Below are 26,866 nucleotides of genomic sequence, written 5' to 3'. Positions count from 1 at the left end.
CGTTGTGACGACGGGCGAACAATTTGAGAGTACCACTTGCAGTCGGACGGACACTGAAAAGAAGTTCGTACACGTCTTACGTGTTGTTGGTAGACTGGATTCATGAAGATGCCGTCAGCCGCCCCTCGTCGTGCTGCCATCTACCTACGCATATCCCTCGACCGCGAGATGGACGGGCTCGCCATTGAGCGTCAACGTGAGGATTGCGAACGGCTCGCTGAGCGCGAAGGGTGGACCGTTGTGGAGACATACATCGACCAGTCGATCAGCGCCACAGACGCCACTAAGTCTCGACCTGACTACGACCGCATGGTCTCTGACTATGAAACCGGTGCATTCGACGCGATCGTGTGTTGGGACCTAGACCGACTCACTCGTCAGCCCCGGCAGATGGAGGACTGGGTTGACGCCGCTCGGTTCCGCGGGCTTTTGCTTAAGTCAGTGTCCGGTGATGTGGACCTGACGAACGAAAACGGGCTGCTGATCGCCGGGATCAAGATCCAGGTGGCGCGCGCAGAGGTTGTGCGCAAGGGCAAGCGGCAGTCCAAGGCGCAGCAGCAGCGAGCCAAGATGGGCCGCGCGCCGAAGGGTATGCGACCGCTCGGGTACGCAGTTAACGGCGACGTGATCAAGCACGAGGCCGACGCGGTGAGAGCAATCTATGCACTATTCAGCAAACCAGAACATCCGGAGTCGCTGCGCTCGCTAGCTCGAGCCCTCAGCGGCACCGAGGTCATCAAAGAGTTGCCCGCGCTCCCGAAACATACCCACACGGTGTCAATGGAACGCGAGCAAGCGCGGAAGATCCGGGCCGAGGACGAGAATCGGCCGTACGAGCCGCGAGAACCCAAACCTGACGGCCCCTGGTCACCTTCGACGGTGCTCGGCATCCTCCGCAACCCGCGATATGCGGCCTTGTCGACGTACACGCCCAAGGAATACCAGAAGGACGGTAACCGTCGACGAACTTGGCGAGCCCAGATCATTCGTGATGAGGCCGGGGAGCCTATCCGGGGTCAGTGGGACGCGATCGTGGACGACGAAATATGGTGGAAAGTTCAGGAGATCCTCGACGATAAGAAGCGCGTCACCAACACCAGTGGCGCTACCAAACGCAAGCGCCTCGGGAGTGGGCTGTACCGTTGCGGACTCGTCGATTCCGAGACTGGTCAGGCGTGCGGCAAGAAGGTTACAGGCGCGCCTCGCGGGTACACGTGCCCAGGTCACATGGTCCGATCAGGTCCAGCCATTGACGATTTTGTGACGCGGGTCATCAGTGTCCGTCTCGCCAAAAAAGATGCCGTGAAGAAGATCATAACGCCTGTAGATACGCCCAAGACTAAGTCTATTGACGCCGCGATAAGCGACCAGCGCGCGAGGATAACCCGTGCACAGCACGACTACGATGCAGAGATCATCGAAGGACACGACCTCAAACGTGTCCGTGATGCCGCCGGCACGCGCATCCAAGAACTGGAAGCCCAAAAGATGCTCCAAAGTCGTACGGGCGCTCTTCTACCGATCCTCGGGGTCGACAACCCCGCTGCCGCTTTTGAGCACGCTTCGCTCGAATTGCGGCGTCAGATAATTGATGTTCTGGCAACTGTTTTGCTGTTGCCGCAGCCCCGAGGGCGAAAAGGCTTTGATCCAGCATCCGTCGAAATCGTCTGGAAATGACTAGGTCCGCCGCAGGCGGACCCGGGGTGTCTCCTGAGAGCGGTTGACGCGGCGTAAGCGCGTCATTTCATCAGAGCCTGACTGCCGGTCGCGTTCGCCGCTCTCCTCGACATGAGGAGGAGATCCATGGACACGAGCACCTTGGACAGCGCGCCCCGAGTGTGGGTCGGCTGCCTGCACTGCTACAACACCGGACGCCTCGTCGGTGAGTGGTTCGACGCGGTCGATGCCGACGAGGTCACCCTGACCGACGTGCACCGGGGCGCGGGCGGTAGCAGCGCCGGTTGCGAGGAGCTGTGGTGCTTCGACCACGAGAATCTGCCCGTGCGCGGCGAGATGAGCCCGCACGAGGCTACTGAGTGGGGTAGCTCCCTGGCGTCGGTTCCGGAGCACCAGCGCGAGGCGTTGTGCGCGTGGGTGAGGAGCGGTGACTACGTAGCTGAGGGCACGGGTGACCTGCCGAGCATCCCCGATTTCGAGGACCGCTACTGCGGCGAGTGGGAGTCGTTCCGTGAGTACGCAGAGGAGCTGGCTGACAGCACCGGCCTGTTGTCAGGAGTACCGGAGGACGTTGCTCGGTACTTCGACTGGGCGGCGTGGACCCGTGATCTCGCGTTCGACTACACGGTCGAGGACGCGCCGGGAGGCGGCGTGTTCGTCTTCCGCAACCTGTGACGGGAAGGAGTTGTGCTGATGACTGATGAGGATTGGGAGCTGCGCGTGTGCGTGCAGTGTGAGCTGCCAAATATTGCCAAGCGGGCGCTCGTCATGTCTGAGGACATGAGCGTGAGCCGGGTCTACTACTGCCCGGTGCACGGGCCGCTGTCGATCGCCGTCGTGGTCGACATGCGCGCTATCCGTGCCCGGAGGAGGGGACAGCAATGAGTGCAGAGTCCAACGCGAGCAGCCATGCCCTGGCATTCAACTGGTGGCGCGGCTGCCCCAAGCTCACCGACGAGTAGGCGCGCCTGCACGACCTGCTGGCGCTGCACAGGGCGACGGTCGAGCTGATCCGCGATCAGCGTGACCTGCTCGGGTATTACGACACCGACGAGGAGCTGGGCATCAGCCCTGATCCGTGACTGCGTCCTCATCCCAGGGGCCGCCAGTGAAGAACTCCAGCGGGTCGACCTCCAGGGTCCGGGCGATGTGGTCGATCGTCTGGAGCTGGAGGTTCATCTGCCCGGTCTCGATGCGCCGGAGGTAGCGGACGTCGAAGCCGAGCAGCTCGGCAGCGCGCTCCTGGGTGATGCCCTTGTGCCTGCGGTAGGCGCGGAGGTTGCGGCCTACGTACTCCTGGAGGGGGCGGGCGAGGACGGGGAGGTCGACTCGCTCCGCATTGGGACGTTCATCTTTAGGCACTCTTTCAAGAGTCAGCCCGATTCCTGCCTTATACCAGGGTATTCTGATACCCGGTAGACCTGTGCCCGTTCGAGCGGAACACCAGACTAGAGACGAGAAAGAGAGCCCATATGCCACGCCGCAAGACCCTGTCCACCGCCCTCACCACAGCCGCTGCCATCACAGCCTTGATGCTGGTCGGCTGCTCGTCTTCACCCACGGGGGACGACACGAACAGCTCCAGCTCGACCGGCGAGGACTCCTCGCAGGGACAGTCGGCCGCCGTCTACGACTTCCCGCTCAACGGCATGGAGCCCGTGGGCAAGGGCGAGCAGCTGACCGTGGTCCTGCCTGACGACCTCAAGCAGGCCGCGGGTGAGGAAGCCAGCAGCGTCGTGGTCAAGAGCTTCACCGTCTCCTCCCACGACCTGCAAACGGCCGAGTACTGCGCCGTGGACATCCGCGTTGAACTCGTCTCTGACCAAGCGAAGACGGAGCTCCTGGACTTCTACAGCACGTTGGAGAACCACGGAGACGACACAGAGGGGCAGAAGATCGCCCACGCCACCCTGTACCGGGGCGAGATCGCCACACTCGACGAACTCGATGTAACCGACCCGGAGGAAGGCATCTACGCCTCTGATGACGGTTCGCAGATCGTCCAGGTCGCTGACTGCGCATCCTCGCCCCAGGACGACGACGCCGACATCACTCTCGGCTTCAGCTACCTCGGAACGCGAAACTCTCTCGGCGGCTCGCATGAGATCTACAAGAACTTCGCCACTGCGAACCTCGCCGTCATGACCGACGGCAGCGTCTCGGTTGCCTCGGTGGATACCGGCGACTGGATGCGCGACAGCTCCGGCAACTGGATCAAGGACTGATCAGGAGACCAATAAGAGCAGCAACCCCGCAGCCGAATGGCTGCGGGGTTGCTGCTTTCTCGATGCATCAGGTCATCATCCGGGAAAGACTCTTTGCCGCCCTATTGCCGGACCAGTAGACGAGCCAGCAGAAACCGAAAGCACTACCAGTCGTGGCGAGGAAAATGAGCAACTTCGACCACCACGCCTCTGCCTCCAGGAATGACGTCCAGGCCCAGTGGAAGATCTGGGGAATACCGAACATCTGCGCGACGATGCCCACAAGCATCCCCCATACCATTGCGGCAAATACAAACGGCAGCAACGCTACAGCGATCTTCCCGATACCTGCCCAGGTCAGTGCGCTCTTGAGCCCCGCCACGATCCTCTCGCCCCTGTCCAGGCCCTTGGTGAAGTCCTGAAGCGTCTCCCTCATCTCGGCAGTCTTCGTACGGCCCAGCTCTTCGAGGTGGCGCTCCTGAGCCTTGAAAGCCGCTGCCATACGCTTTTCACTAGCATCAAACTGGGGGCTAAGACGCCTCTCCAGCTGAGGTGCAAGATAGTCTCCGATACGCTCGGCAAGCTGATTGTGATCGATGTTTGCACGTGCCTTGGCATGAACCTCCTCCTTGAGGAGGTTCAGATCAGAGCGAAGGCCCTCGTTCTGCTCCATGAGCTTCTCGATCCTGGTCAGAATCTCCTCGTTGGAGATCTTCGATGAGCCTTCGCCGAGCTGCTTCACGTTGGACGCGCCGAGCAACGTCGTCACCAGAGCCACGACCTCCTGCCTGCTCATCGGCGACCCGTCGGCCCCCGGAGCCGAACTCTGACTTGAGCCCACCGAGCTGTTCACCGGCTCCGCCGCCTGTGCGGCGTCGTTCTGCGGTTCGATCGAGTGACTCGTGCTCGACAGCTCCTCCTGCCTGTTCCTGGACTCCTCGAATTCCTGCTGTGCAATCTTGTCCCAAGTGCTCATGACGCACCGTCCTTTCCTGGTTGTAATTGAAAAACTGTTGAACACCCTGATAGGTGAACTCATCCGAGAGCGACGAGGCTTTCCTGCGTCGTTTCCTCGGCTTCTCACCCGTGGTATCGACGGCCTTGTAGGTCCACCCGATCGACTCGCGGTCCTGGGCCGATCCGTCGGCGCTGGCCTTGATCTTGTGGACCTTCTGCTCCAGCTCCATGCCCTTCTCCGCGAGCACTTGCCGGAAGCTTTCGAGGTCGACCGAGCGCCGATCGGCAAGCGATTCCTCGATCAGGTCGCCGAGCTGTCGGTCGAACTCCGAGACAGCCTCGCCTTCACGCCGGTGCTCCCACAGCGAGCGCTGATCCACGTTGCGCGAACCGCGCTCGGCCACACGCAGCCCGTACTCCCGCATCAGTTCGTCGTTCTGCTTTGCCACGTGCCAGTGCATGTTGTTGCCCTGAAGTGCACGGCCGGTGACGTTGTCGTGGTTGATGACCGTGATGTGGTTGTGCGGGTGACCGCCCGCACCGTCGACGTGCGTGATCACCAGCACGTCGCTGTTCGGGTGCAGCGTCTTGGCGAACTCGTAGCCCAAGTCGTTGACCTGCTGCACAGCCTCGGGATCGTTCGGGTCGAACTCGCTGCGCTCGAAGCTCTGGATCAAGGAGCGAGCCTCGATCCGGCGGCCGTGCGCCCTCGCCAGTGCGTCGGCGCGCTCGATGAACTCATCAGGGCTCTCGGCGTCCACACGCAGCGCTGCCACCCGGTCGGTGCCCTCGGCCTTGTTGCGCCGGTACTTCTCGGTGCCCTTGGCCCCGTACAACTCGTACTCGACCTTGGGCCGGGTCTTGGCGATGCGCTTGGAGTTGGTGACGCTCATGCCGCCCGCCTCGTCCCGCCCAGCTCGTCCTCGACCCGACGCAGCGCGTCTGTCAGCTGCGCGAGCACCGCCAACGCAGTTGGACTGAACGCCGCAGTCCCGTGCTGGTTGACCTTGCGCACCAGCTGGTTGAAGTTCACGCCGATGCGGTTCACTTCGATGCGCAGCTCTCGCAGAGCAGAAGTGTCCGCAGTGACCCCTTCGGGGTCCGCGATCGCTGCCGCGATCGCCGTCGGCACAGCCCCGGCCCCGATAACGTCGAGGACGGAGGCCCGGACCAGTGCCGACGGAGCGACCCCCATCGCAAGGGCGCGCCGCCTCACGCGTGCGAGTTCTCCTTCGTCGAACCGCACGGTGAGTCGCTTACCCTTACTCGGTGGCCGCGTGTCTGGGTTGTTGCTTGCCATGTGAATCCCTCCTCCTTCGTCGTCGTGCTTCAAATGCCTGCTCTGCCCGGTGACCCAGACACATGAGGTGCAAGCAACCTTTTCGTCAGACATCGCAGGCGCTCGTCTTCCTCAAAGGAGCTTGCGGGGGAGGGCTGCGCCCTCCCCTCGACCCCTCCTGACCACCGGCCTCACGCCCCGGTGGAATACACCGACTGCTCGGTCTCCTCGCCAACCGGTGCCGCGACCCGAGGCGAACGCGCCGCCCGCTTCGCACGCTCCCGACGACGCTGAGCCTCACCGACCAGCCGCTCCCGCGCCTTGGCCTGGAGACGCTCGAAAACCTCCGAGTGCTCCTCCTCCAAGAGGTCGACGACGATCCCACGGACCTTCGCGTCCTCCTTCTCCTGCCGCTTCCGCAGCCGAGCGATACGAGCAGCGGCGTCCTCCTGTTCGACCTCGATCTCCGCCTCGATATGCGACAAGCCGCTGTCGACCTTCGCCTCGATCCGCTGTGCCTTCGTCTGGTTCGCCATGCTGGTCTCCTCTCTTCACCCGGCGATGCCGGTGCTCTTGTGAACGCTGCTGGACTGCAATGTTCGGATTGCTCAGAGCGCCGTTCATGTTTGCTTTCCTCTCACCCCCTCACCCGGGGCGGTCCCTGGCCGCCCACCCCACGAACGGCGCGACCACCGCACCGCTGCAAACTGTTGACACGGCGGCGTCAACATTCAGGGAGAGGGAGCCACCGCCTCGCATAGCGGCCCCTGCCGTTCAGCGCGTCATACTGCGTCGACCGACTCACGCCCAGATCACGGGCAACGACCGCCTTCGCCACCCCACCCCGGACCTGCTCCCGAGCAGAATCGATCTGCTTAACCGACAACTTCGGTCCCCGGTCATACACACCTCGTCGCTTAGCGATCGCGATGCCCTCGGCCTGCCGCTCTCGGATCGTGGCCCGCTCCAACTCGGCGACGGCCGCGAGGATCGTCAGCATGAACTCACCATGAGGCGTGTCGGTGTTGAGCGCCGGGTTGTCGACGAACTCGACGGCGACGCCCTTCGCGGCGAGGCCCCGGACGATTGAGAGCAGATCCGTCGTCGAGCGAGCGAGCCGGTCCGGCGACTTCACCCGCACCTTGTCGCCCGCACGGACGTACGCGAGCATCTCCTGGAGCTGCTCGCGGTCAGCGGTGTTCTTCCCAGAGACCTTCTCGGAGAACAGCCGGTCGACGTCGCCGACCGCTTCGAGCTGCCGCGCTTCGTTCTGGTCGGCGGCGCTCACGCGCACGTAGCCGACCACCTGCCCAGTAGTGTTCGATGACATTTGGACCCTCCTACGAATGTGTTTAATGAGTTGCTGATGGACCTCGTTGAACGGCGAATCAGAGGTGTCCTGAGTTGTCCGACGGGGTAGACCCTGATGGACGCTCGCGGGAATGCCCTTGTCGCGAACATCGCTGTGCTGGGGGCCGGTGGGGAGATGAGCCGATGGGCTCGACGGCTAGGTATCGAGGAAGCATTACAGCGGCAGCCGGTCGGCCGGGCCGGGATGCTCGCCGGACGGCATCTGCCGCATACGACTCAGGTACGGTTCCAACGTCTCCCGAGGCAGCATCTGTGAGGTCCTCTCCGGTCGGCGCGCGTTGTCCCAGTCCCCACGGGATACCGTCCCGAGCCCCCACTCGGCGAGCCAGTCGAGGCGCTGCTGCACGCTCAGCGCGCCCTCTGCCAGAGTTGGGATCTCCACCACGCCCTGCCGGTGGGCCATGACGATCGACATGAGAACAGCGCGCTGCGGTGTGACGATGCGACGTCCCTTGCCATGGGAATACCGCACATCCCAGTCGCGCCACTGCGCCACAGTGCGCAGACAGCTGGTCTGCGCCATCTCGCGGGCGATCTGTCGAGCCCGCAGGCACTCCTCGACGGTCTCCCAGGGCTCGGTGGTGAAGGTCGCCACCTCATGCATCGTTCCGTCGGGAAGCGGTACAAACTCAGGAGTCATCGACGACATGACTGGCTTGCGCTTGAGGTCGTAGTCCATCGAAACGGACCGCTCAACGCGGGACGGAATGAAGTCCCTGCGGTTTTCCGTCCGCGACAGCTCCTGGAAGGACGGGAACCGTGTATAGCCATTCGGGACCCGGCCTTCGCGGGTGACGACAGCGCGCAGCAGGTATTCCCGGTCTTCAGCGCTATCCTCAACGACCCCCTTCGGGACCTTGAGACCGTTGTGAGCGCACACCCCGCCAAAGGACAACGAAGCATTGCCCCGTGTCGTGAAATTCACCAGATCGTCCTGCTGGTGCTTGGTCTCCCAGATGGACGGGTCGCCCGTCAGGGCAGTGCGCGACTCGCGGAGCGGCTCCGCAAGTCCGTACAGGTCGAGAGAAGCGACCTCGTCAACTGAGAGATCGGTGATGAACCCGTCCGTGGTCACCGAGTAGACGCACCCACCCCGATCGACGATCTGATTCATAGTCGCCAGGAGCTGTGCCCGCACAAAGGACGTGGTGGTAGCCGCATGGTAGGGGCTGGAAATCGCCGAACCCCCGACGTTGTCCATCTCCTGCGAAAGAGCATCCCAGGACCGCTGCTCAGCCACGTCCTGCGCGGTCTTCCCATACACGGAGTTGACACCGGTCTTGAGGGTCTGTTCCTCCAGAGAACCCTTGCCGAAGAGCGCCTTGGCGGCGTTCCGATCGTCGATGAGCTGCTTCACGCCGTTACGCAGGGACAAGCTCGGCCTCCCGTCCCGCCTCAGTTCGCGCCCGAAGAAGCCGATCTGGCAATAGACCTCGGCGCCGAGGCGGAGCGCGAGACACACCTCGGGGCCACCCGACCACGAACCCGCCACGCCCTCGGAGGTGCGCGGGTAGACAAGTGTGCCGTCGGCGACGATAGGCAGGCACGGGTGAGCGACCTCGGCAGGAAACTCGAAGGACACAAACCCGACGAACGGGGTCGACGCAGTCGGCAGGTCGTCGATGGTGAGGAAACGCTCGTGCACGACCTCCTCGATGGCACCGGCCTCCCAGTCGAGATCGCGCACCAGCGCCATCGCGGTGGGGTAGGCATTTTGCGCGTCGATGTCCACGGTGGGGATCGGGTAGTAGCCCGGCATCGGGCACGAGTTGAGCCCACCGTGATAGGCGCGGGCGAATGCCGACGACAGCTGCGCCGCCGAACCATCAAGCGGGTTGCGGCCTCGCTTCGCGTAGAAGCTCAGCCGGTCTCCCTCCTCGACGGCCTCTACGCCGTTATCTTCGTCTACGAGGCCAGCGAACTTCCGTCGGAACTCTGCCGGGCTCGACGCGCCGAGGTAAGCGCTTCCCGAGTCCACGAGGGCAGCGGCGGCACCTCCGCTCAGCGTGATGGGAGGCACCACGCCATCGCCCCAGAGCCTCGCGAGGTACTCCAGGACGATGTAGGCGTCGTTGACCCCGTACTCCAGGAACTCGGCCAGATGCTCGCGCCGGTACTCGGTCATCCGGGAGACCCAACCCTCCGGAACGTCGAGTTTCGCCACCCCGCACGCCTTGCCAAGCACAGCGAGCGACTTCTTCCCGGCAGGGGCCTGCGACATCGTGTCGCGGACGGACACCGAGAGACTCTCCCACCAATACCCGTTCTCGTTACCGCGTTGCGAGCGGAACGGCAGCAGCGTCACGAGACCACCGGCAGCTGAAGTCAGGCGGACCAGGGCGTCCAGTTCCCGAGCCTGCCCACCTGAGCGGAAGGCCGTGAGATCCGCTGCCCCGTAGTGGCAAGCGAGGACGATGGGCACGCGCAGCTTCGCCAGCGCCTCCCGGCGCTCCCACCAGTCATCCGACCAGAACGCACCGCGCGACACGCCACGCGGACCGACCTCGTCTGGCACCAGCGGGGAGCGCCACAGTTCAGCGGCCACCACCACGGTCCACAGCGCCGTGTGCAATGAGATGCGAGCATCAGAGCCCAGCGGAGGCAGAATGACGACCTCGACGACTACCGACGGATCGAGTGGGTCAGGCACCGCGAATTGGTACGAGTCGATCACCCGTTCCACGTCGATGGTCGTGAACTCAGTGTCGAAGCCCACGATGATCCCGAGCCGACCCGTCCCCATCGCCCTCACCGACGGAAGGTCGCGGAACGCGGTCGTAGGCACAGGCGCGCCCCCACCGACACAGCTCGGCGAGGACGTCGTCGAGCCGGTGACGGAACCACGGTCATACGGTCGTAACGCGGGGCTCCCCATAGGGGCTAATGACCGTGCCCGACAATCTGCCTCCTGACCAGGGGAAACAGTGGTCTCGGAGGGGTCGAAAGAGTGTGACAGCTCGGAACTGTCACACCCGGTGACGTGAGGCTGAGACCCTGCTGCCCCGCCGGTCGAGGCGTTGTTGGGCACGTTCACGCCCCCGCTGACCGTTGCTCGGGCACGGCGCCGCACGAGCACCTCGAAGACGATGCCGTGCCGTGCGCCATCGGTGATCTCGTGACGCTCCCAACCGGGAGCCGCGGCCCTCATGACGCATCGCCGAAGATCGTGCTGAGGCGACGAACCTGGGCGTCGCTCAGTGGGGGAGCGGTAGCGGCGAGCCGTCGTGCGGCGGCCTCGATCTCCTCGAAGGTCGCAGGCCTGACGGCCACCGCGAGAGCGTCGAGGTCGGTGCGCAGCACCTTGACGCGGGAACCGACCTTGACGGCGGGCAACCGGCCGTCAGCGATGTACTTCCGAAGTGTGGAGTACGCGGCATAGCCATCGGCGGCTGCCTGCTGGAGGGTGAGAAAAGTAGGTTGGACGTGAGGTGCCGAGGACACAGGGACTCCCTAGGAGTCAGTACCCGTGTACTCGTGGCCGCCTCTTGGGTCCCTCACCTACCGATGAGGGCGGTTGCGCTCTGGCCTCTGTCCTCGTCGCTGGAGCACCAGGACCGACGAGTGTGGTTCGCAATCGGCCGGTCTACCCGCGCGCGTCCATCTCGCTCGGAACCCGTGACTCTGGCCTCTGTTCTCGCGCCGGGAGTCACACCGGTCCCGCGAGTGTGGGTCATCAGTGGCAGTCGGAGGAGCCCATCCCTGGCATCCGGCACGCGACCCTGCCCTGTTATCCGAAGGTGGTGGGTCGCCCGCCAGTCCTTCTTACCCCGGTGTGCTCGTGCCGGGGTCTTCAGCTTTTCCGCCGGATGAGCACTGCTCCGGTCGGGGTAGTAGTCGACGTTCGACTAGGCTATCAAGTGTAGCAAGGTGGGGCGCGTGTTGGCAGTTGAGAGCGTAAGACCCAGCGAAAGATACGTAAGTCTTGTTCGGAACGCGGTGGAGTTTAGGTTTAACGTGTGAGAGGTGAGAAGTGACCGATTGGCTGGATGTCCTCGTTCCCCTTCTTTCGGCGAGTCTCGGGGCTTTAGTCGGAGGGTTTCTAGTCCACCACCTCGCGTCGGTTCGCGAAGTTCGGGGCGCGCGTAGGGCGCAGCGGACTGATTACCTTGTCCATGCCTATCGCCGTCTGATCGACGCGGCTAACCGTCCTGGCGGCCCGACAGACGAGCAGATCGCCGGGCTGGAGGCTTCACTATCGGACGTCATGCTTCTGGGCGAGACCCAAGAAGTGGAAGCCGCGCGCCGGTTCATGGTGGGGATGGCTGAGAGTGGAGAGGCGAACCTCAACGAGGTCATCATGGCTCTTCGTTCGAGCCTGAGGCGTGAGCTTGGGCTGCCCGCGTGCGACCTGGACCGACCTTACAACCTCCGAATGGAACGCCGCCCGCAGGGCAAGTCGGCCGTGAACCGGCGACGTGGTGGAGTTTAGGTTTAACGTGCAGGAGATAAGAAGTGAGCCGCCCCTCATCGATCTTGGAGACTACCGGTGATCAAGTCCGCGAACCAGTACCCCGTCCACACGCTTTTCAGTCACGAGGGGAACGTGCTGTACCGGATTCCGCCGTACCAGCGGGAGTATTCCTGGTACAAGGCTCAATGGGAGGATCTCTTCGAGGACCTGGTGGAAGCCGACGGTGCACACTTCTTGGGCACGATCATAACTTTAGATCAGACCAAGGACGCACTTGAAGGAAGCATCCTTCAGGTAGTTGATGGCCAGCAGCGTCTTACAACACTGACGCTTCTACTTGCGGCCGTCTATTCGGTGCTCAAGGAGCACATAGACGAACTTGATGACGACACCCGAACAGACGTCACCAACCTCGGTCGTCTGCTAGTGCGCAAGTCTGATCATGAACTTCGGGTGACCCCGCAGAGGCAGGGGCAAAACCTCTTTGACTACCGCAAGGTACTTGAAGGTGCGGGGCTCCCGGTTGAGGGTGAGTGGAAGGCATACTACCCCAGCCGTAGGATCGCAAAGTGCTACCGCTACTTTCGCTTGGCCATTCTGAAGCTGGCCGAGGCCGAAGCTCTCACGGAGCCAAAAGCGGCTCTGAAAGTGCACGAGGCAGCGCTCAAGGCCGTCATAGTGAAGATCGAGGTGGCTAGCCACGCTGATGCGTTCGTGCTCTTCGAATCACTCAATAACCGGGGTATGCCCCTCTCACCGGTGGACTTGATCAAGAACAACCTTCTCGCGCAGTCTGAGAAGAAGCAGGTCATGAACGTCGATCAGGCGTTCAAGCACTGGAACAACATGCTGACCAGCCTTGGTGATAGTTACTCCACTCAGGAGCGATTTCTGCGGCACTACTACAACGCGTTCAAGTCAGAACTGCCGGATGTTCCCAATGCGCCCGTCGCCACCAAGTCAAGTCTGATTCGGATATACGAGACTCTCCTAGAGCAGGACCTCAAGCGAATCGTCGATGATCTCATTGAAGCGAGCAAGATATACGGACGCATCAACTGCGTGTCTGAACTTGATGATGCGATATCGCTCGACAGTGCCTTCCAGCGGCTGATGCATGCTCAGGGCGCGCCGTCCTACGTTCTCTTGATGTGGCTCATGGCGAAGCAACAACAGCTTCAGTTGAGTGAAGTGCAGCTTGAGGCCATCGTGGATCACCTAACCAGCTTCTTCGTGCGCCGCAACTTGACCGGGCACCCGCCGACATACGCTCTGTCGAAGTTATTCATGACGACCATCGATGCCGTGGGTGATTCCCGTGGGGCTGGGGTGCCGGAGATCATCAACGCGAGACTGAACGCCGTCTCGGCGTCCGACGAGGAGTTCCGGGCACGCCTCCTGGGTCGCATCTACGAGGAGAACACTGACATTGCGAGGTTTATTCTGGCGACACTGGCTGAAGACGCTATGACCAAAGAAACCAAGGTTGACCTTTGGCGTCAGGAGAAGAACCACTTCGTCTGGACGATTGAGCACATCCTTCCACAGGGCGAGAATCTCCCTACTGCGTGGCAGGAGATGCTCGGAGGTGCAGATCATGCTGCCCAGGTGCAGGAGGAGCATAGGCACACGCTCGGGAACCTGACGATCACTGCGTACAACAGCAATCTAGGTAACAAGTCCTTTGTCGAGAAACGCGACCGTAAAGACTCCAAGGGGCGGCATATTGGATATCGCAACGGCCTTTCGCTCAATGAAGAACTGGCCGCAAGAGAGTCTTGGACCGCCGAGAACATCGAGAACCGCACGAACGAACTAGCGGAACGGGTGATGGCACGCTTCCCACTTCTTGGAGTTGGGAATACCTCACGTCCATGACACCGGGACGTCGCGAAGGGGCAAACTAGAGTCCGCATTAGCGGGCATCCTTCACCTAGGTGGGGATCGCGGGATTGAATCGACCGAGCGCTTTCAAGTGGCCTTCGATGAAGGGAAGGGTGCGTCATTGATCCCCGGGTGCAGAACACTACGATCCGTAAGCTGTCGCAGCCCAAAGCTGCCCGCTATCTGAAGTCACTCAGAGTGCCACCAGGGAACAGGCTGGAAGCACTCAAGGGCGATCGTGTGGGGCAGCACAGCATCCGCGTCAATGCGCAATGGCGCATCTGTTTCGTCTGGAGGGATGGGGGTGCAGAGGATGTCGAACTCGTCGACTACCACTGACGTGGACCGGATCGAGCCGATTCACCCTGGTGAGATCCTCATGGAGGATTTCATTGAGGGCTTTGGGATCACCCAGAACAAGCTGGCTGTCTCCATCGGTGTTCCGCCGCGGCGGATCAACGAGATAGTGCATGGCAAGCGAGGCATCACGGCGGACACGGCGATCCGGCTCGCCCGATACTTCGGGACATCCGAAGAGTTCTGGATGAACTTGCAGTCGAACTACGAACTGCGGCTGGAGAGGCGCCTTCTTCAGGCACAGATCGAAGCCATTGCACCGCTACAGCGGGCATGACCGATCCTCGTCAGCCGGAATGGGGCCAGTCGATCGTCCGCTATGACTCGGCCCATAGGGACGCTGCGCTAGACGTCGCTCTGCGGTCGTGAGGCCCGTTTTCGTAGGCGTGAGGGAACCTGTGCCGGGTGCGAACGCTGGTCCGTTACGCGCTACTTCAAGTGGATCGGTTGACACTACCTCGTTTTGAGTCGTCGTAGACCTTGTCGCGGCGACCGATGGAGAATACTTCAATCGTGACTACGTCATCGTGGATGAGGGCGAGGATCCGGTAGGAGCCCACGCGGTAGCGCCATTCGCCTGAGCGGTTAGCGGTCAGGCCCTTGCCACAGGCGCGAGGGTCGGCGCATCCATCGAGGTTGTTCTTGATCCACGTCGCCAAAATCTTTGCGTCGAATCGATCCAGTTTCCTGAGCTGCTTGCGGGCTCGGGCGGTGAGCTCGACGCGGTAGGTGCCGACCCGCGCGGTCATCAGGCGATTTCGGCGAGGACTTCGTCGATGCTGTAGCGCTCGCCGGAGTCTTGCGCGATGGCCTCGCGTAGCTCTTGGAGGTCGTAGGAGTCCTCGATCTTCTCCAAGATCGCCGTACGGGCGAAGTCGGAGATCGTGACCCCCTCGAACTTGGCGAACTTGCGGACGAGTTCGGCGTCCTGCTCGTTCATGCGCACTGTCATGGTGCTCATCGTTCCCCCTTGCATCACTTGAATACACTGTATTCACCAGGTTGTGTGGAGGCAAGTGTGCCGCCACTGGCGTGGGCGGTGCCGGGAGTGGCTGACCTGACCCGCGCGAGTGGACTCAGGTTTCCCATCGAGTTTCGCCATCAACCAGGACTTCGGTCGGTGTCATACCTAGTTTTGATGCGATTGCCTGGGAGGCAGCGTGCTCCGGGTGAACGTGGGCCACCAGATTGCAGACGCCTCGCTGGCGAAGATATTGAAAGAGCAGTTCCGCTGCACGGGATGCATGACCCTGACCCTGCCAGGGCCGTCCGATGACCCATGCAATCTCGGTCGGTCCGCCGTCGTGGGGCACCGTTGCCTGCACATAGCCGATGAGCTTTTGGCCGGGATCAAGGACAACTGCCATGTTGATCCATTCCGCGGACCGATCTGGTGATTGGCCTCGGGTCTGAATTGTGTAGCGCTGTTCGAGCTCCGCGACGGTCGGCGGTTCGCCACCCATGAATTGGTAGAGCGTGGGGTCTGACAACACCCCAACCATCACCTCGGCGTCTTGGATCGTGATGGGGCGCAGTGTCACGGTATTTGGCATAGGGACAGTGGACCATTGGCACTGTTGTACGGCAACCAGAGCTCCCTGTGCCGCTCAGGCGTTGGAGGGTCAGCTCGATGTACGGACCGCTGCGGCGGCCTGCGCGGAGACCGAGCTCCCCGTCCCCCATACGGATTTCAACTTCGCGCCAATGCCGCTCGTTTTGTCGGTTTAGATCGCTCACATTTGCTGGAGACCGTCGTCGAGTAACGACGACGGTCGGGTCGTCGCCTTCGATGTCAACGCCAGCGAGCGGGCTCCTGGCAAGGACTTCCGCGAGCTCGTGCAGCTGCGCGACCTGCTGGGGAGCGCTTCACCGGCGGCATCATGCTGACGATCGGTAGTCGTTCCTCCGGTGTAACTGTGTCCATAGGGTCGATGTCACCGCACCTCAGACTCGCCTCAACCGGACTACCACATCGTGGGAATGGTGAGCCCCAGCGCCACCGGCCACGTCGCGCTCGCGGCGATCGTCTGTGACCACCTTCCATTCGCCCGTAGCTACCGCGTAATCCCTGACGTGACCCGGCGTGATGAATTCGTCCGAATTGAAACCGTGCGCCTGGGCGTGCTCACAGTCGACGTCGTGATGCACCACCAACAGCGTTCCGCCCGGCGCAACCAGGTCGAGTAAGCGGCGTTCGGCCACCTGTTGCGACGTTCTGGGAAGCACGGGGTACTGGCCACTGACAAGGTCAAAGGCGCCAGATGGGAGCTTGGATTCAAGCAGCCCCTGGGCAACACCCGTGATGCTCACTCCGGCCGTCGAAGCTGCGGTGAGGGTCCGCCCGATCGCCTGTGAAGAAATGTCCAGGGCAGTCACCTCCCACCCTTGTTCCGCAAGCCAGACGGAGTCGGCGCCCTCTCCGCACTCCACGTCCAAGGCGCGCCCCACCGGAAGATCGGCCACTTCACTGATCAAGGTGCCGTTCGGTTGCCCGCTCCACACCTGTTCACCGGAATACCGCTCGTCCCAGTGTTCTCGGGTGTGTGCGCCCGACTGAGATGCCGCGTGCTCGTTCAAGGTCATCCACACAGTGTGTCAGTGCAACGTGTTCGTCACGGTAAGCACGACGACGCTCGGTCCAGTGCCGTTCGTATCATGGGAGACTCAAGTCATGACCATCACCGTGAGCTTCGACAGGGGCGCCAGCGTTCGTGCCGCTGAACGCTAGCAGGTTGCGCGCTATTCAATTGAACATCCGGCTCACTAGGTACAATCTACAAACATGAGCGATCAGCGCTACCACCTGGTTTATCTAGAAGCGACGTCCGAGAACGTTGGGCGCCTGTCCCAAGAACTGCGCGAGTGGTTGCGTTCTGAAGGCTGGTCCATCGAAGCGGAAGGGCTGTCCGATTGGCTCTCGCCGAGTAGTGGGGCGATTCCAGCGGACCGTTACGGACCGCGCATGAAGGATCTGGCTCGGAGTCTGGATATGGACTATTACGACGACGAAACTCTGACTGTGTATGACTCCTGGGAGATGTACGACGGCGCTCAGGCTCTAGAAGGTGTCATCTGCCTGCGCTGTAACTTTATGGTGAGCGACGACGACTGGGATCTCTATGAATTGGGCGATGAGTGGATGCGCACCCGCGTTGCCCCGGAGCTGACTTGTCCTGCATGCGGAACAACGATCCCCATGGACTATTGGGGCCTGGACAGCGGAGTCGCCGTCGGGACTCTGGCTGTCACCATAGAGCTGTGGGATGTACGGGACAACCTCCGCGATGCATTACGAGAGCGCTTTCCTGGTCGTTGGGCAGGAATTTATCAGCGTATCTAGCGTGCGTGTAAGACTCCGCGACACTCATGGCCAGGCAGTCATGCTATTGATGGTGGCGGGGCTTCTTCGGTGTGAGACCGGTCTAACCCAGAAGGTTTAAGCGCTGGCCGGCAGCCCACTCAGCAGAGGCCGCCGATGATTCCAAACCCACGTAACACATGCACCGCACCCAACAAACCGATCAGTGCAGTCAGTGGCACGATCAGGGCGGGAGTCATGCGTGTTTCCCGGGGGCGGCGCGACCAGGCCACTACCCCTATGACGGCGCTCACGAAGCAAATGACAGCGATCATCATTGCGCCGATATCGAAATACGTGCACTGCGTTACGACACCGTTGGTGGTGGTTCTTGAATACATGGAGAGCCGCAGGAAGAAGCCCACCAGGCTGGCGGCAAGTCCCACCCAAAGACCAACGGGAATCTTGCCCCAAGCACTCTTGGGCTCTTGATTACGATTGCGGGGCGACTGACCGTAGGGATTGTGAGGGCCGGTCTGGTCATAGGGTTGGCTCATGGTTCGTCTCTCCAAGTTGTGGCCGACCAATCCGACCTAATGTGCGAGTGCAAACATGCGCTAACTTTGTCATCTTTGGTGGTTTAGCGCAAGAGCTGTAGCTCCGCTACGATCTGGCTCATGGTGGGCCTTGAACGAAGTGATCGAGCTGATGGAGGCCACATGGGTGTGGTCGTGCTCAGGGGTAGGTTGATCTGTGCGAACGCAGAAGAAGCCTCTATGGTCCGCCGCCATCTTGATCGGCACGTAAACCTGACTCGTGCCGAGCCTGGATGTCTGTATTTCAGCGTTGAGCCGGCAGATGAACACTATGTCTGGCAGGTCTCCGAACGTTTTGAGGATCAGCAATCCCTCGACGCACACCAGGAGCGCGTACGATCAAGTGAATGGGGTCGAGTGACTGCACATATCAAGAGGGACTACGTCATAGAAGTCGTGGGCCTCGATTCTCAGGCCTGAGTCTCCGGAATCTATCGCGGGTTTCGGTGCTGCCGTTTTGTGGCCAGTTTCGGACGAGATGATATAGATACACGACTCAGAACCTGATCACAGGGCAGTACGTCGTCGCCCATCTCCGGGGCGACTCCGCTGACGTTTGTGATTGCAACGGCTGAGTGGAAAATTCACCGGAATGGTGAGATCGTTACCGCTTAGGAGAGACATCAAATGCCATTCCAAGGACCGTTCGTACGGGGATGTTGCCGCCGTAATCATCTTCGAGTTGCTGCATGCCGAGCTTTCGGGCGACGCGCTCAGATGCCGTGTTGTCGGGGTGAATGATCGCCACGAGTTCTGTAGCACCCACAACATCGCGTGCGTAGTCGCGGCATGCCATGGCAGCTTCTGTTGCGTATCCATTGCCCTGGGCCCGGGTGACGATGTGATACCCGACCTCCAATTTTGGTATTCCATTCACCTTCTGCCAGGTGAGTCCGCAATCCCCGATGAAATCGCCGTCGTGGGTTTCCACGATCCAGAGGCCGTATCCATGGTCCGCATAATTTTTTTTCGTTCCAGGCGATCCATGCGGCTGTCTGCTCGCGAGTCTTTGGCGCAGGGTAGAAGCGCATGACTTCTGGGTCTCCCAACATGCTTGCCATGAGATCGATGTCGGCGGGGCCCATACAGCGGAAGCGGAGGCGTTCGGTGAGAATCGGAGTTACCTAATTTATTCTAAGTACCCGCCCCGAACAGGGTGACTACGGGCGTCAGCTCTAAATTGTTCCCTTGTCTTACCGCCTGTGAGACATTGGGGTATGGCTTCCACAATCACTTTCCGACCAGCCATCAACCTCGATGGCAACCACACGCGCGTGCTGGTCAACCAGGATGCAGCCGTTGACCCCAGCCGGTTCGGTGACCGGGTGGGGAACTACTTGGGGTTCGACGAACAACGCGCCGTCGATGCAGCGTTGCGTCTGGTGCTAGCGCTTTGACTTACCGTGCGCAGAATCTTTCCTCTAACGGCGCGGAGCCGGTGATCACGACTGACCGATTGCGGCTCACTGTGCCGCAGGACGCTGATGTGGACGCGGTTTTCGAGATTCATTCGGATTTGCGGACCTCTAGGCACCGTCCTGACCTTGTGATGCGCTCACGAGCGCAAGCTGTAGCGCTTATTGAAGGGTGGCAAGCTGACTGGACCGCTGATGGGATCGGCTATTTCGTGGTGTCCACGTTGGCGGGCGACCGGATTGGCTTTGCTGGAGCGAGGCGATCCGTGGAGAAGGACGAGGCAGTGTTGAACCTCTATTACCGTTTCGCGCCCCGTGCTCAGGGGCACGGCTATGCCGCAGAGGCGACGCGAGCTGTCCTCGCATGGGCTGAGGGGGTCAGTGCCAAGCGGCCCATCGTTGCGGTGATCGACCCTTCAAACGCAGCATCGGTGCGTCTGGCACTCACATTAGGTATGCACCGCGATCCTGCAGGCGGAACGCCTGGTGTTGAAGACCTGTACCGATTTTGAGGCGCCCAGTCTGCCCGAACAATCACGACGTCCTCCAAGCTGCGGATGAGTGTGCTGCGGGAGGACATGTGGCCGAGGTGGTAGCCGCACTGTGAGGCTGATGTCCGCGCTAGCCTGATGCCATGGATGTGATGACCATGGACGAGTTGATGGCACTGGAGCGCCAAGGCTGGGACGCGCTTTGCCGTCAGTCTGGCGCCTCCTTCTACGGGGCATTGATGACCGAGGACGCTGTGATGGTACTAGTGAACGGTTTGGTGATGGACAAAACTGAGGTCGTGCAGTCCCTTGACCAAGCGCCGGGGTGGGACCGCTACGAGATCAGTGATCCTCGCCGCGTGGAACTGGGATCTGAATCGGCCGCGCTGGTATACAGGGCAAGAGCTCACCGGGCGGGTGATCTGCCTTTCGACGCGGCCATGACGAGTGTTTACGTCACGGTAGATGGGGCTCCACGCCTCGCCCTGTATACCCAGACGACTGCAACACACTGATCTGTCGCAGCTGAGGCGCCCACTCTTGGCCTGAGCTGACAGCTTGCAACCCCAACGAGTGTTCTGGGTTAAATGTCTCATTTAACCCAATCATGGTGTGCACATCAGGTCTCCCATTGAGTTTCCCCGTCAACGGTCGCATCCGTTGGTGTCATGCCCAACTTCCGCGCGATTGCCTGTGAGGCGTAGTGCTCGGGGCGAATGCGGGCCACCAAATGGCTGATGCCTTGCGCACGGAGATGTCGGACAAGCTGTTGCGCCGCGCAGGTCGCGTGGTCGCGCCCCTGCCAAGGTTTACCGATGACCCATACATCCCAGTTGACGGGATTCGGCCCAGGTACTGGTTCGGCAACGTTGCTGAGTCACCTCATGCGAGTAGCGTTGCAGTAGATCGTTGGAGAGGGGATGGGACATGAGCCAGAACATCGGCGAAACAGTACTCACCGCAGAGGAGATCAAGGCTGGGCTCGACGACGTCGCTGCCCGTCTCAATGCCGATTTTGACTCAGCGGTGGTGATCACAGTGGTACCGGGCGGAATTCTGGTCACGGCAGATCTGGTGCGGCAATTGACCTTTGACGTGGCCATGGACTGGATTTCTTGCCCGCACACACCTGGTGAACGCCAGAATGCCTCACCGATTGTCTATTACCAGAACGTGCAGATTGAGGGCCGCGACGTCCTTTTGATTGATGACGCCATTGAATCAGGCGGAACCATGAAGCGCTTGGTGGAGCACATTGCCGGATTTAATCCGGCGTCGATTTCTGTGGCAACCCTTTTTGTGAAACCCGGACGGGTTGAGATACCGGTCCGTCAGTACTTTGCTCGTGAGATGGCCAGCGATGACATGCTGGTTGGCTTTGGGTTGCCCTGGCAAGACAAATTGCGCAACCTGCCGTACGTGGCCAAGCTGACGCCTGACGCCTGAGCTTCCCTGCCGAAATATCCGGCCACCGGCGATGATCGGCCGAGTTAAGCCCGTACGCCATCCAGGAACAGCTCCAGATGCCGCCGATAAGCCTCCGGCTCTTGGGGGGTGGCGTCCATGATTCCCACCAGAGCAAGTTGCAGCAATGCAATGTCCCGCGCCGTACAGTCTTGGCGCAATGTGCCTTGCGAGTGGGCGTTGGTTACCAATTGTTCGATCAACGGATTCATCACTGCTTTGCACTCGCGGACGGAGTCAAAAACCGACCCCGCTGGGCACATGAGGGCCCGCAAGCCCTTGTTCCCAGCCTGGAGGCGCATGCTCTCCTCCAGGTAGTCCATCAGGGCTTGCCAGGAATCATCAGCTTCAGCACTGACCCGCGCTCGGTCGACTTCCGCCTCCAACTGCGGGCTTGTGGGTTGGTGTGGATGCCTCCATTCGCGCCGGTGAAATGCACACGGAATCTCAGGCTTTGGCTGAGTTGGTGGGCCGCCCGTTGCGTTCGATTCAAGAATCCGTGCGTGCGGCGGTGTGAGCAAGGAATGATTGAGACGGACTGAAGGTGATCAATCGCGTTCCCAAGCCCCTGCCGCCCATGGGTCTCATCACGACGGCGCCTTCAAGCTCCGGGTACGCGCGAGCCACTATGATGGCAGCCAGCCCCAACTGCTCTGCCGTTTGATCTGCTCGAATGGCGGGGTAGTGGGCGATGATTCTATGGTGAACACGAACCCACTCCTGCTGTGAACGGTGCACTGACCCTAGTAGTTGCCTGATCTTGAACACGCCACAGGCAGGGGCGCTGTGTTTCTGGTGATGGTCCCCACGGACGTGTCATGGATGCTGATGTAGTTCAAGAATCGAACCTTTGATACATTCGCATCGATTTGATGTCTACGAGTGGATGCGACGATGAGCTCAATCGACCGCAGGGCCGTGCTGGGGCACGCTGCATGGGCGGTTCCGGCCGTCGCTGTTGCCACGGCGGCACCGGCTTACGCAGCCTCCCAGTCTATGGACTTGGCTTTATGGCAGACCAACCACCATTTGCCTGCTGCTGCAGGTGCTGACACTTTCCGGCTGGCGTGGGTGGGTAGCTCAAATCGGCCTACCTCCGGTCTGGTGATCACCCTGAGGGCGTATGAGATTTACAGGGCGCTCAATGCCGCCGGGGTTACTCCCATGCTGCAAACCAGTAGCTCCGTCTTGACCCTGGGGGCGCCAATCCGAACCACGGACACGGGTTACCGCGGAGGGGCTGCGCAAACTTCCCCACGTGCGGTGAACACCTGGCAGCAGACCATCACATTGCCCGCCGGTTTTACTTCCGCGGGGTCAGCAGATTTTCAGATCAACTGGCCAGATCGCAATGGAGTAAATGGGACGTGGCAATACACCTTTGAGATCACCCAGCGCCTACCGTCCCCCACTGGAGAGACGGCCGACGACAATTCGGGCAACGACGTTCTGATGGCCAATCGAAGCTCCGTGTGGGTGCGCACGGAGCCCATGGTGGGCCGATGGAGCCTGTGGGACAACCGAACTCTGGATACGTCCGTGTTCTATCGGCAGTACGGCACCATCCCCAGTGTGAGCTACCCGGCTGGCTACGTCCCCGTTTACACGGCCCCCACTCTGGGGTGATGCGCTTCTGGGTAGAAGCCATCTTTTGCCCCGGGCGACGGCGGAGCCCCACCTCAACCAGCAACACCTCAACCAGCAACGGAAGGTGGCCGACTGGTGAGGCGGGGCTCTCAGGCTGTCAGCCGCGGGCTGCGGTTTCGTCAGCCGAAGCTACGGTAAAGCGTGCTCCCCGGTGCGCCGGGTTCTCGATCTCGTCCAGTGCGGCCACGGCAAAGTCCTGGGTGGACACGAATCCGCCGGCGGGGGTGTTCTCGGCGATCAGATATTTGCCCGTGCGCACACCCGGGGCGATCTCAGGAGACGGGGCGATCATGGTCCACTGCGCGCTGTTCGACGCGGAGTAGTCGGCGAACACCTGGGCAAAGGACTTGGCTTCCGGCAGGTATTCGGCTGGGAAATCGGGGGAGTCCAGCAATAGTCCGTCGCCGGCCTGGAGAGCGCCTGCGCCGCCAACCACCAATAAGCGGCCCGCTGGTGCGGCGGCGATCAGGCGTTGGTGAGCGTTGACGACGGCGTCGTAATCGTCGCGTCCCGCCACGGAGATCACGGTGGCTTCGGAAGAATTGATGACCTCCATCACGGCATCCGTGTTGTTGAAATCAAGGCTCTGCGTGGGCGTATCACCCACGCTGCGACCGCTGCGGGTGTACCCGTGGACCTGGTGTCCGCGAGCGGCGGCTTCCGCCACCATTTCAGAACCGACCATGCCTGCTGCGCCGATGACTGCGATCTTCACGATGTCCTCCTGAGTGTTTGGCTTTGACCAACTGAATCAATAGTATGGATTGGTAACTGATTACCTCAATGTAACTAATGGAAGGATGCACGATTGTGACAGATGCAACAGTTGTTCTGGATCGCGCGGAGCTCCCTGCTGATGTGTTGAATCAGGACTGCCCGTCACGAACGGTTCTGCGTCATTTGACGGATCGCTGGACTCCCATGATCGTGACAGTCCTGGCCCATGGTGAGCCTGTCCGTTTCACCGAGTTGCGGCGCACCATCCAGGGCGTTTCTCCCAAAGTGCTCACGGAAACACTGCGCTCCATGGAACGTGACGGTTTGGTGCTGAGGCAGGTCACAGCCAGTGTGCCGCCGCGTGTTGACTATCAGTTGACTGAACTGGGGGCATCAACTGTGGGACCGCTGGCAGCCTTGCGATCATGGGCTGAGCAGCACGTCGATGCAGTGCAGGAAAACCGGAACCGCTACGACGACGCCCGGGAACTCCGATGACAACGGACCCAACTCCCCGTGGGCGGATGGATGTTCAACTCTGGCGCTGTGCGGCCAAGGCCACCTTGACCAACTCCACAGCCACGGTGTCATCCACTCCGAGTCTGCGAATCTGCGCCGCAAATTGACGGGCGGCATGGGCTGCGGCCCGGTCAGCGGACTCTGCCGTTCCGGTCACGAATGACCCGTGCCGACCTCGGGTTTCAAGTACTCCCTCGACCTCCAGTTCCTTGTAGGCACGGGCCACCGTGTTGGGGGCCAGGCTCAGCTGCTCCGCCAATTTTCGCACCGGTGGCAGGTGATGACCGGCAGGTAATTCCCCGGACTCCCGCGCAGCAGTGATCTGCTGTTTGATCTGCTCAAACGGCGGGACGGTGGAGAGCTGGTTGATCTGGAACATGGGGCCTCACTCCGGGAGCCAGTTGTGAGTTGACTCTAACAATCCGGGGCCTTGACCAGGTGTTGTCCACCGTTTTCCGAAAGCGGCTGGTCAGTAGTCACCCTTGATCACAAAGTACGAACCGCGAATTGTCCCCGCCAGCTTGGACTTTTGCCGCGCGAACTTGAAATTCGACAGCTCCGTCGGAACGTCCATGCCCTCCGAGAGCTTGAAGCCAACGGCTCGCTTGCTGCCGGCCTCCCGGCCCCACAGGACATTGATGCTCAGCCCGGATTCGTAGAACACATGCACCCAGTGGATGTCTTCGACGTCGTTGACGCTCACCTCCAGCGGGCGGGCGCCAATCACAATGTCGCGCTCCTCCCGCAGGATACGCGTCACCCATTCCAGGGTGTCCGCAGCTTCAGTAGCCGGTGTGACCTCATACGAATGCTTGTACTTGTTGGCAAAGTAGCGGGCCTCGTTGGCCCGTAAGCCCGCCAGGGCTTCGGCAACCGGTGAAGATTCCAGGCCTTGCGTGGAAACGTCTTTGAAATCAACGGCTGTGCTCACGGTTTCTCCTCTGCCAGCGCTGCCCGTGATGCTTCCTGCGCCTTGCTGATGGCAAGAGTTGCAGTGTCATGGGCATCTCCCTGTTGCGTCAATTCACGCATGTACAAGGCACCATAGGTGAAACTGGGCTCTCCGGCAGACCGAGCAGCCATTGCCAGTTCCTTCAAGTGGGTGCAAGCCACCACGGAATCCTGTGCTGTGCCCAGAGCTTCCGTGACCTGTTCCCAGGCTTTGGCGCCAGTCACATAGCGTTGATTGGTCTTGGCAAGGGCCTCGAAAGCATAGCGCGCAGCTTTGGCTTTCTTTCGAGTTTCGTGCGCCAACTCCATCTGAGCTCCCGGCTCAGCCGCCTGCGTGGCCCGCCACCGCTTCACCACCCGTTGGGTGGCTTTCTTGAGCAGTGGGTCCAAGACTCTGCGGAAAGGTTCATCGGCCACCGGCCGTGTGGGAGGGGCAGTCGCCAGCTCGGTCAGTGCATTCAGCAACTCCCGGTGGCGGGTGGAGTTCATGGCTTTCACCAGCTCCGCATGAGCCCGGGTGTGCCAAGCGTCCAGCTCGGACTTCAAGCGCTCGCGGACCGGACCTACGACGGCGTCGTGGGGCAAGGTGCCAAGGGTCTCCACAAGGCGCTGCCTGAGAACCTCGGCATCCCGGGGGCCGCCCAGAACCTCCCCGTACCACTTCAGTTCGGCGCGGAGGGGGTCCGTGGCGTCTTCATGGAAGATTGTGCGGAAGCTGCGCAGTGTGCTGCGCAATCGGCGAGTGGCCACACGAGTCTTGTGAACCGCGTCAGGTTGATCGGCGCGTAAGGCGTCCTGGCGTGAGTGAATCGCATCCACCTGCGCCTTGAGATAGTCGCTGATCACATCCCCGGCAGTTGGAAGCTGCGCGCCCATGCCCATCACACTCCTTGGAAACCACACCTCTGCCCTCCAATGTATCGGGGGATGTACTGCGGTGAGGAGGGGAGGGCCGGTACTTGTCCCGGGTCCGGTGGCGCCTTCGGTACAGTGGAAACATGAAGCTGACACCGGAACTCGAAACCAAGTTCAACGAACAAATCACCATGGAGTTTGAGGCTTCGCTGGTCTATCGCCAGTTGGCTGTTGAAGCTGATGTGCAGGATCTGGTGGGAATGGCTGCCTGGCTGCGCCATCAGGCAGATGAAGAGATTGTGCACGCCAACAAGTTCATTGACCACGTCACGGACCGGGACGGGCACGCCACCATCGGTGGAATTGCTGCGCCGCAGGTGCCGCAGGCCCCCACGGCCGTGGAAATCTTCAAGGCCGCCTTGGCACACGAACAGAAGGTCTCCGAATCCATCCGTGAGCTCTACCGGGCTTGCGAATCTGCCGGTGACCTGGATTCCCGCCCCTTGCTCAACTGGTTCCTGGATGAACAGATTGAAGAAGAGGCCACGGTGAGTGAAATTGTGGGCCGCTTGGAACGCGCTGGCGACGACGGCGCCGGCCTCCTGCGTCTGGATGATGAGCTGGGCGCTCGTCCAGTGGCCACCACCGAGAACGACCACTGACCCGCACGGAGAACGCAAAACGGAGCAAGCAGAGAGGTGGGGGGGGGGGGGGGGGGGGGGGGGGGGGCCCCCCCCCCGGGGGGGGGGCCCCCCCGCCGGCGCCCGCCCCCC

General features: G+C 61.3%; 36 protein-coding genes and 1 pseudogene. 17 read left to right on the top strand and 20 right to left on the bottom strand.

Annotation, left to right across the window (positions count from 1 at the left end; genetic code table 11):
* Positions 1–102: 102 nt before the first annotated feature.
* The 3 genes from Q4G32_RS00650 (at position 103) to Q4G32_RS00640 (ending at position 2,562) form a co-directional block, all read left to right on the top strand.
* The gene (locus Q4G32_RS00650; protein WP_303348471.1) at positions 103–1,677 is read left to right on the top strand and encodes a recombinase family protein; all 1,575 of its coding nucleotides are present in this window, start codon (positions 103–105) and stop codon (positions 1,675–1,677) included.
* 126 nt (positions 1,678–1,803) lie between these two features.
* Positions 1,804–2,352, top strand: a complete 549-nt coding sequence (locus tag Q4G32_RS00645) for an antirestriction protein ArdA (protein ID WP_303348469.1) — start codon at positions 1,804–1,806, stop codon at positions 2,350–2,352.
* An 18-nt stretch (positions 2,353–2,370) separates the two neighbouring features.
* Positions 2,371–2,562, top strand: coding sequence for a hypothetical protein (locus tag Q4G32_RS00640; protein ID WP_303348466.1), 192 nt, complete (start codon positions 2,371–2,373; stop codon positions 2,560–2,562).
* A gap of 180 nt (positions 2,563–2,742) precedes the next feature.
* On the opposite strand, the gene Q4G32_RS00635 is transcribed toward Q4G32_RS00640, so the two are convergent.
* Entirely contained in the window at positions 2,743–3,039 is a 297-nt protein-coding gene (locus Q4G32_RS00635) for a helix-turn-helix domain-containing protein (protein ID WP_303348464.1), read from the bottom strand.
* A 110-nt stretch (positions 3,040–3,149) separates the two neighbouring features.
* Here Q4G32_RS00635 and Q4G32_RS00630 point away from each other — a divergent pair, with 110 nt between their 5' ends.
* Positions 3,150–3,902 (top strand): hypothetical protein, encoded by a 753-nt coding sequence (locus Q4G32_RS00630; RefSeq protein ID WP_303348462.1) that lies wholly within the window; start codon positions 3,150–3,152, stop codon positions 3,900–3,902.
* Between the two features lie 67 nt (positions 3,903–3,969).
* Here Q4G32_RS00630 and Q4G32_RS00625 read toward each other — a convergent pair whose 3' ends face one another.
* The 7 genes from Q4G32_RS00625 to Q4G32_RS00595 all read right to left on the bottom strand — a co-directional run bounded on the left by Q4G32_RS00625 (position 3,970) and on the right by Q4G32_RS00595 (position 10,929).
* Positions 3,970–4,554, bottom strand: a complete 585-nt coding sequence (locus tag Q4G32_RS00625; protein ID WP_303348460.1) for a hypothetical protein — start codon at positions 4,552–4,554, stop codon at positions 3,970–3,972.
* Entirely contained in the window at positions 4,526–5,731 is a 1,206-nt protein-coding gene (locus Q4G32_RS00620; RefSeq protein WP_303348458.1) for a relaxase/mobilization nuclease domain-containing protein, read from the bottom strand. The genes Q4G32_RS00625 and Q4G32_RS00620 overlap by 29 nt, the downstream gene beginning before the upstream one ends.
* Entirely contained in the window at positions 5,728–6,138 is a 411-nt protein-coding gene (locus Q4G32_RS00615; protein ID WP_303348456.1) for a hypothetical protein, read from the bottom strand. Before Q4G32_RS00615 ends, Q4G32_RS00620 begins: the two co-directional genes overlap by 4 nt.
* 170 nt (positions 6,139–6,308) lie before the next feature.
* Positions 6,309–6,653 carry a hypothetical protein gene (locus tag Q4G32_RS00610; RefSeq protein ID WP_303348455.1) on the bottom strand — a complete coding sequence of 115 codons (345 nt, stop codon included), beginning with the start codon at positions 6,651–6,653 and terminating at the stop codon, positions 6,309–6,311.
* Positions 6,654–6,841: 188 nt separating this feature from the next.
* Positions 6,842–7,447, bottom strand: a complete 606-nt coding sequence (locus Q4G32_RS00605; RefSeq protein WP_303348453.1) for a recombinase family protein — start codon at positions 7,445–7,447, stop codon at positions 6,842–6,844.
* Between the two features lie 195 nt (positions 7,448–7,642).
* On the bottom strand, positions 7,643–10,204 hold the full coding sequence (locus Q4G32_RS00600; RefSeq protein ID WP_303348449.1) for a hypothetical protein: 2,562 nt from the start codon (positions 10,202–10,204) through the stop codon (positions 7,643–7,645).
* 428 nt (positions 10,205–10,632) lie between these two features.
* A complete protein-coding gene (locus Q4G32_RS00595; protein ID WP_303348448.1) occupies positions 10,633–10,929 on the bottom strand; it encodes an excisionase family DNA-binding protein in 297 nt (98 codons plus the stop codon).
* A gap of 529 nt (positions 10,930–11,458) precedes the next feature.
* Between Q4G32_RS00595 and Q4G32_RS00590 the strand changes: the two genes are divergently transcribed.
* The 4 genes from Q4G32_RS00590 (at position 11,459) to Q4G32_RS00575 (ending at position 14,417) form a co-directional block, all read left to right on the top strand.
* A complete protein-coding gene (locus Q4G32_RS00590) occupies positions 11,459–11,917 on the top strand; it encodes a hypothetical protein (RefSeq protein ID WP_303348447.1) in 459 nt (152 codons plus the stop codon).
* A gap of 57 nt (positions 11,918–11,974) precedes the next feature.
* Positions 11,975–13,777 carry a DUF262 domain-containing protein gene (locus Q4G32_RS00585; RefSeq protein ID WP_303348446.1) on the top strand — a complete coding sequence of 601 codons (1,803 nt, stop codon included), beginning with the start codon at positions 11,975–11,977 and terminating at the stop codon, positions 13,775–13,777.
* A gap of 138 nt (positions 13,778–13,915) precedes the next feature.
* Positions 13,916–14,122 (top strand): type II toxin-antitoxin system RelE/ParE family toxin, encoded by a 207-nt coding sequence (locus tag Q4G32_RS00580; RefSeq protein ID WP_303348444.1) that lies wholly within the window; start codon positions 13,916–13,918, stop codon positions 14,120–14,122.
* Positions 14,097–14,417, top strand: a complete 321-nt coding sequence (locus tag Q4G32_RS00575) for a HigA family addiction module antitoxin (protein WP_303348443.1) — start codon at positions 14,097–14,099, stop codon at positions 14,415–14,417. Before Q4G32_RS00580 ends, Q4G32_RS00575 begins: the two co-directional genes overlap by 26 nt.
* Positions 14,418–14,574: 157 nt before the next feature.
* Here Q4G32_RS00575 and Q4G32_RS00570 read toward each other — a convergent pair whose 3' ends face one another.
* From Q4G32_RS00570 to Q4G32_RS00555, 4 genes are all read right to left on the bottom strand, one after another.
* A complete protein-coding gene (locus Q4G32_RS00570) occupies positions 14,575–14,889 on the bottom strand; it encodes a type II toxin-antitoxin system RelE family toxin (protein WP_303348442.1) in 315 nt (104 codons plus the stop codon).
* Positions 14,889–15,101, bottom strand: coding sequence for a type II toxin-antitoxin system RelB family antitoxin (gene relB, locus Q4G32_RS00565; protein ID WP_303348441.1), 213 nt, complete (start codon positions 15,099–15,101; stop codon positions 14,889–14,891). Before relB ends, Q4G32_RS00570 begins: the two co-directional genes overlap by 1 nt.
* Before the next feature lie 115 nt (positions 15,102–15,216).
* A complete protein-coding gene (locus Q4G32_RS00560; protein WP_303348440.1) occupies positions 15,217–15,693 on the bottom strand; it encodes a GNAT family N-acetyltransferase in 477 nt (158 codons plus the stop codon).
* A 391-nt stretch (positions 15,694–16,084) separates the two neighbouring features.
* Entirely contained in the window at positions 16,085–16,723 is a 639-nt protein-coding gene (locus Q4G32_RS00555) for a class I SAM-dependent methyltransferase (RefSeq protein ID WP_303348439.1), read from the bottom strand.
* A gap of 199 nt (positions 16,724–16,922) precedes the next feature.
* Between Q4G32_RS00555 and Q4G32_RS00550 the strand changes: the two genes are divergently transcribed.
* The gene (locus Q4G32_RS00550; RefSeq protein ID WP_303348438.1) at positions 16,923–17,480 is read left to right on the top strand and encodes a hypothetical protein; all 558 of its coding nucleotides are present in this window, start codon (positions 16,923–16,925) and stop codon (positions 17,478–17,480) included.
* 119 nt (positions 17,481–17,599) lie between these two features.
* Here Q4G32_RS00550 and Q4G32_RS00545 read toward each other — a convergent pair whose 3' ends face one another.
* On the bottom strand, positions 17,600–17,995 hold the full coding sequence (locus tag Q4G32_RS00545; RefSeq protein WP_303348437.1) for a hypothetical protein: 396 nt from the start codon (positions 17,993–17,995) through the stop codon (positions 17,600–17,602).
* A gap of 120 nt (positions 17,996–18,115) precedes the next feature.
* On the opposite strand from Q4G32_RS00545, the gene Q4G32_RS00540 reads away from it, so the two are divergent.
* Complete coding sequence (locus Q4G32_RS00540; protein WP_368660342.1) at positions 18,116–18,454, top strand: putative quinol monooxygenase; 339 nt, start codon at positions 18,116–18,118, stop codon at positions 18,452–18,454.
* A 184-nt stretch (positions 18,455–18,638) separates the two neighbouring features.
* Here the strand turns inward: Q4G32_RS00540 and Q4G32_RS00535 are convergent.
* Positions 18,639–19,086, bottom strand: a pseudogene (locus Q4G32_RS00535) (GNAT family N-acetyltransferase).
* A gap of 165 nt (positions 19,087–19,251) precedes the next feature.
* Between Q4G32_RS00535 and Q4G32_RS00530 the strand changes: the two are divergent.
* The 3 genes from Q4G32_RS00530 to Q4G32_RS00520 all read left to right on the top strand — a co-directional run bounded on the left by Q4G32_RS00530 (position 19,252) and on the right by Q4G32_RS00520 (position 20,455).
* The gene (locus Q4G32_RS00530) at positions 19,252–19,431 is read left to right on the top strand and encodes a hypothetical protein (protein ID WP_303348435.1); all 180 of its coding nucleotides are present in this window, start codon (positions 19,252–19,254) and stop codon (positions 19,429–19,431) included.
* Between the two features lie 41 nt (positions 19,432–19,472).
* Entirely contained in the window at positions 19,473–19,961 is a 489-nt protein-coding gene (locus Q4G32_RS00525) for a GNAT family N-acetyltransferase (protein WP_303348434.1), read from the top strand.
* Positions 19,962–20,083: 122 nt separating this feature from the next.
* Positions 20,084–20,455, top strand: a complete 372-nt coding sequence (locus tag Q4G32_RS00520) for a nuclear transport factor 2 family protein (RefSeq protein WP_303348433.1) — start codon at positions 20,084–20,086, stop codon at positions 20,453–20,455.
* 104 nt (positions 20,456–20,559) lie between these two features.
* Here the strand turns inward: Q4G32_RS00520 and Q4G32_RS13885 are convergent, their stop codons facing one another.
* Positions 20,560–20,757 carry a GNAT family N-acetyltransferase gene (locus Q4G32_RS13885; RefSeq protein WP_368660349.1) on the bottom strand — a complete coding sequence of 66 codons (198 nt, stop codon included), beginning with the start codon at positions 20,755–20,757 and terminating at the stop codon, positions 20,560–20,562.
* A 110-nt stretch (positions 20,758–20,867) separates the two neighbouring features.
* Here Q4G32_RS13885 and Q4G32_RS00515 point away from each other — a divergent pair, with 110 nt between their 5' ends.
* On the top strand, positions 20,868–21,386 hold the full coding sequence (locus Q4G32_RS00515; RefSeq protein ID WP_303348432.1) for a phosphoribosyltransferase: 519 nt from the start codon (positions 20,868–20,870) through the stop codon (positions 21,384–21,386).
* 44 nt (positions 21,387–21,430) lie between these two features.
* Here Q4G32_RS00515 and Q4G32_RS00510 read toward each other — a convergent pair whose 3' ends face one another.
* Entirely contained in the window at positions 21,431–21,790 is a 360-nt protein-coding gene (locus Q4G32_RS00510; RefSeq protein WP_303348431.1) for an SbtR family transcriptional regulator, read from the bottom strand.
* A gap of 508 nt (positions 21,791–22,298) precedes the next feature.
* On the opposite strand from Q4G32_RS00510, the gene Q4G32_RS00505 reads away from it, so the two are divergent.
* Positions 22,299–23,030 carry a hypothetical protein gene (locus tag Q4G32_RS00505; protein WP_303348430.1) on the top strand — a complete coding sequence of 244 codons (732 nt, stop codon included), beginning with the start codon at positions 22,299–22,301 and terminating at the stop codon, positions 23,028–23,030.
* Between the two features lie 118 nt (positions 23,031–23,148).
* Here Q4G32_RS00505 and Q4G32_RS00500 read toward each other — a convergent pair whose 3' ends face one another.
* The gene (locus Q4G32_RS00500) at positions 23,149–23,766 is read right to left on the bottom strand and encodes an NAD(P)-dependent oxidoreductase (protein WP_303348429.1); all 618 of its coding nucleotides are present in this window, start codon (positions 23,764–23,766) and stop codon (positions 23,149–23,151) included.
* A gap of 95 nt (positions 23,767–23,861) precedes the next feature.
* Here Q4G32_RS00500 and Q4G32_RS00495 point away from each other — a divergent pair, with 95 nt between their 5' ends.
* Complete coding sequence (locus tag Q4G32_RS00495) at positions 23,862–24,266, top strand: winged helix-turn-helix transcriptional regulator (protein WP_303348428.1); 405 nt, start codon at positions 23,862–23,864, stop codon at positions 24,264–24,266.
* A 34-nt stretch (positions 24,267–24,300) separates the two neighbouring features.
* Here the strand turns inward: Q4G32_RS00495 and Q4G32_RS00490 are convergent, their stop codons facing one another.
* From Q4G32_RS00490 to Q4G32_RS00480, 3 genes are all read right to left on the bottom strand, one after another.
* Positions 24,301–24,666 (bottom strand): GntR family transcriptional regulator, encoded by a 366-nt coding sequence (locus tag Q4G32_RS00490; protein WP_303348427.1) that lies wholly within the window; start codon positions 24,664–24,666, stop codon positions 24,301–24,303.
* Between the two features lie 90 nt (positions 24,667–24,756).
* Entirely contained in the window at positions 24,757–25,218 is a 462-nt protein-coding gene (locus Q4G32_RS00485; RefSeq protein ID WP_303348426.1) for a phage tail protein, read from the bottom strand.
* Entirely contained in the window at positions 25,215–26,114 is a 900-nt protein-coding gene (locus Q4G32_RS00480; protein WP_303348425.1) for a CHAD domain-containing protein, read from the bottom strand. The genes Q4G32_RS00485 and Q4G32_RS00480 overlap by 4 nt, the downstream gene beginning before the upstream one ends.
* Before the next feature lie 122 nt (positions 26,115–26,236).
* Between Q4G32_RS00480 and Q4G32_RS00475 the strand changes: the two genes are divergently transcribed.
* Positions 26,237–26,755: a ferritin gene (locus Q4G32_RS00475; RefSeq protein ID WP_303348424.1), complete on the top strand. Its 519-nt coding sequence runs from the start codon at positions 26,237–26,239 to the stop codon at positions 26,753–26,755.
* Positions 26,756–26,866 lie beyond the last annotated feature (111 nt).

Origin of the sequence: Kocuria sp. (assembly GCF_030538595.1) — a bacterium.
In the GTDB taxonomy this organism is placed as follows: Bacteria; Actinomycetota; Actinomycetes; order Actinomycetales; family Micrococcaceae; genus Kocuria.
This window is presented reverse-complemented; position numbering and strand designations above follow the sequence as displayed.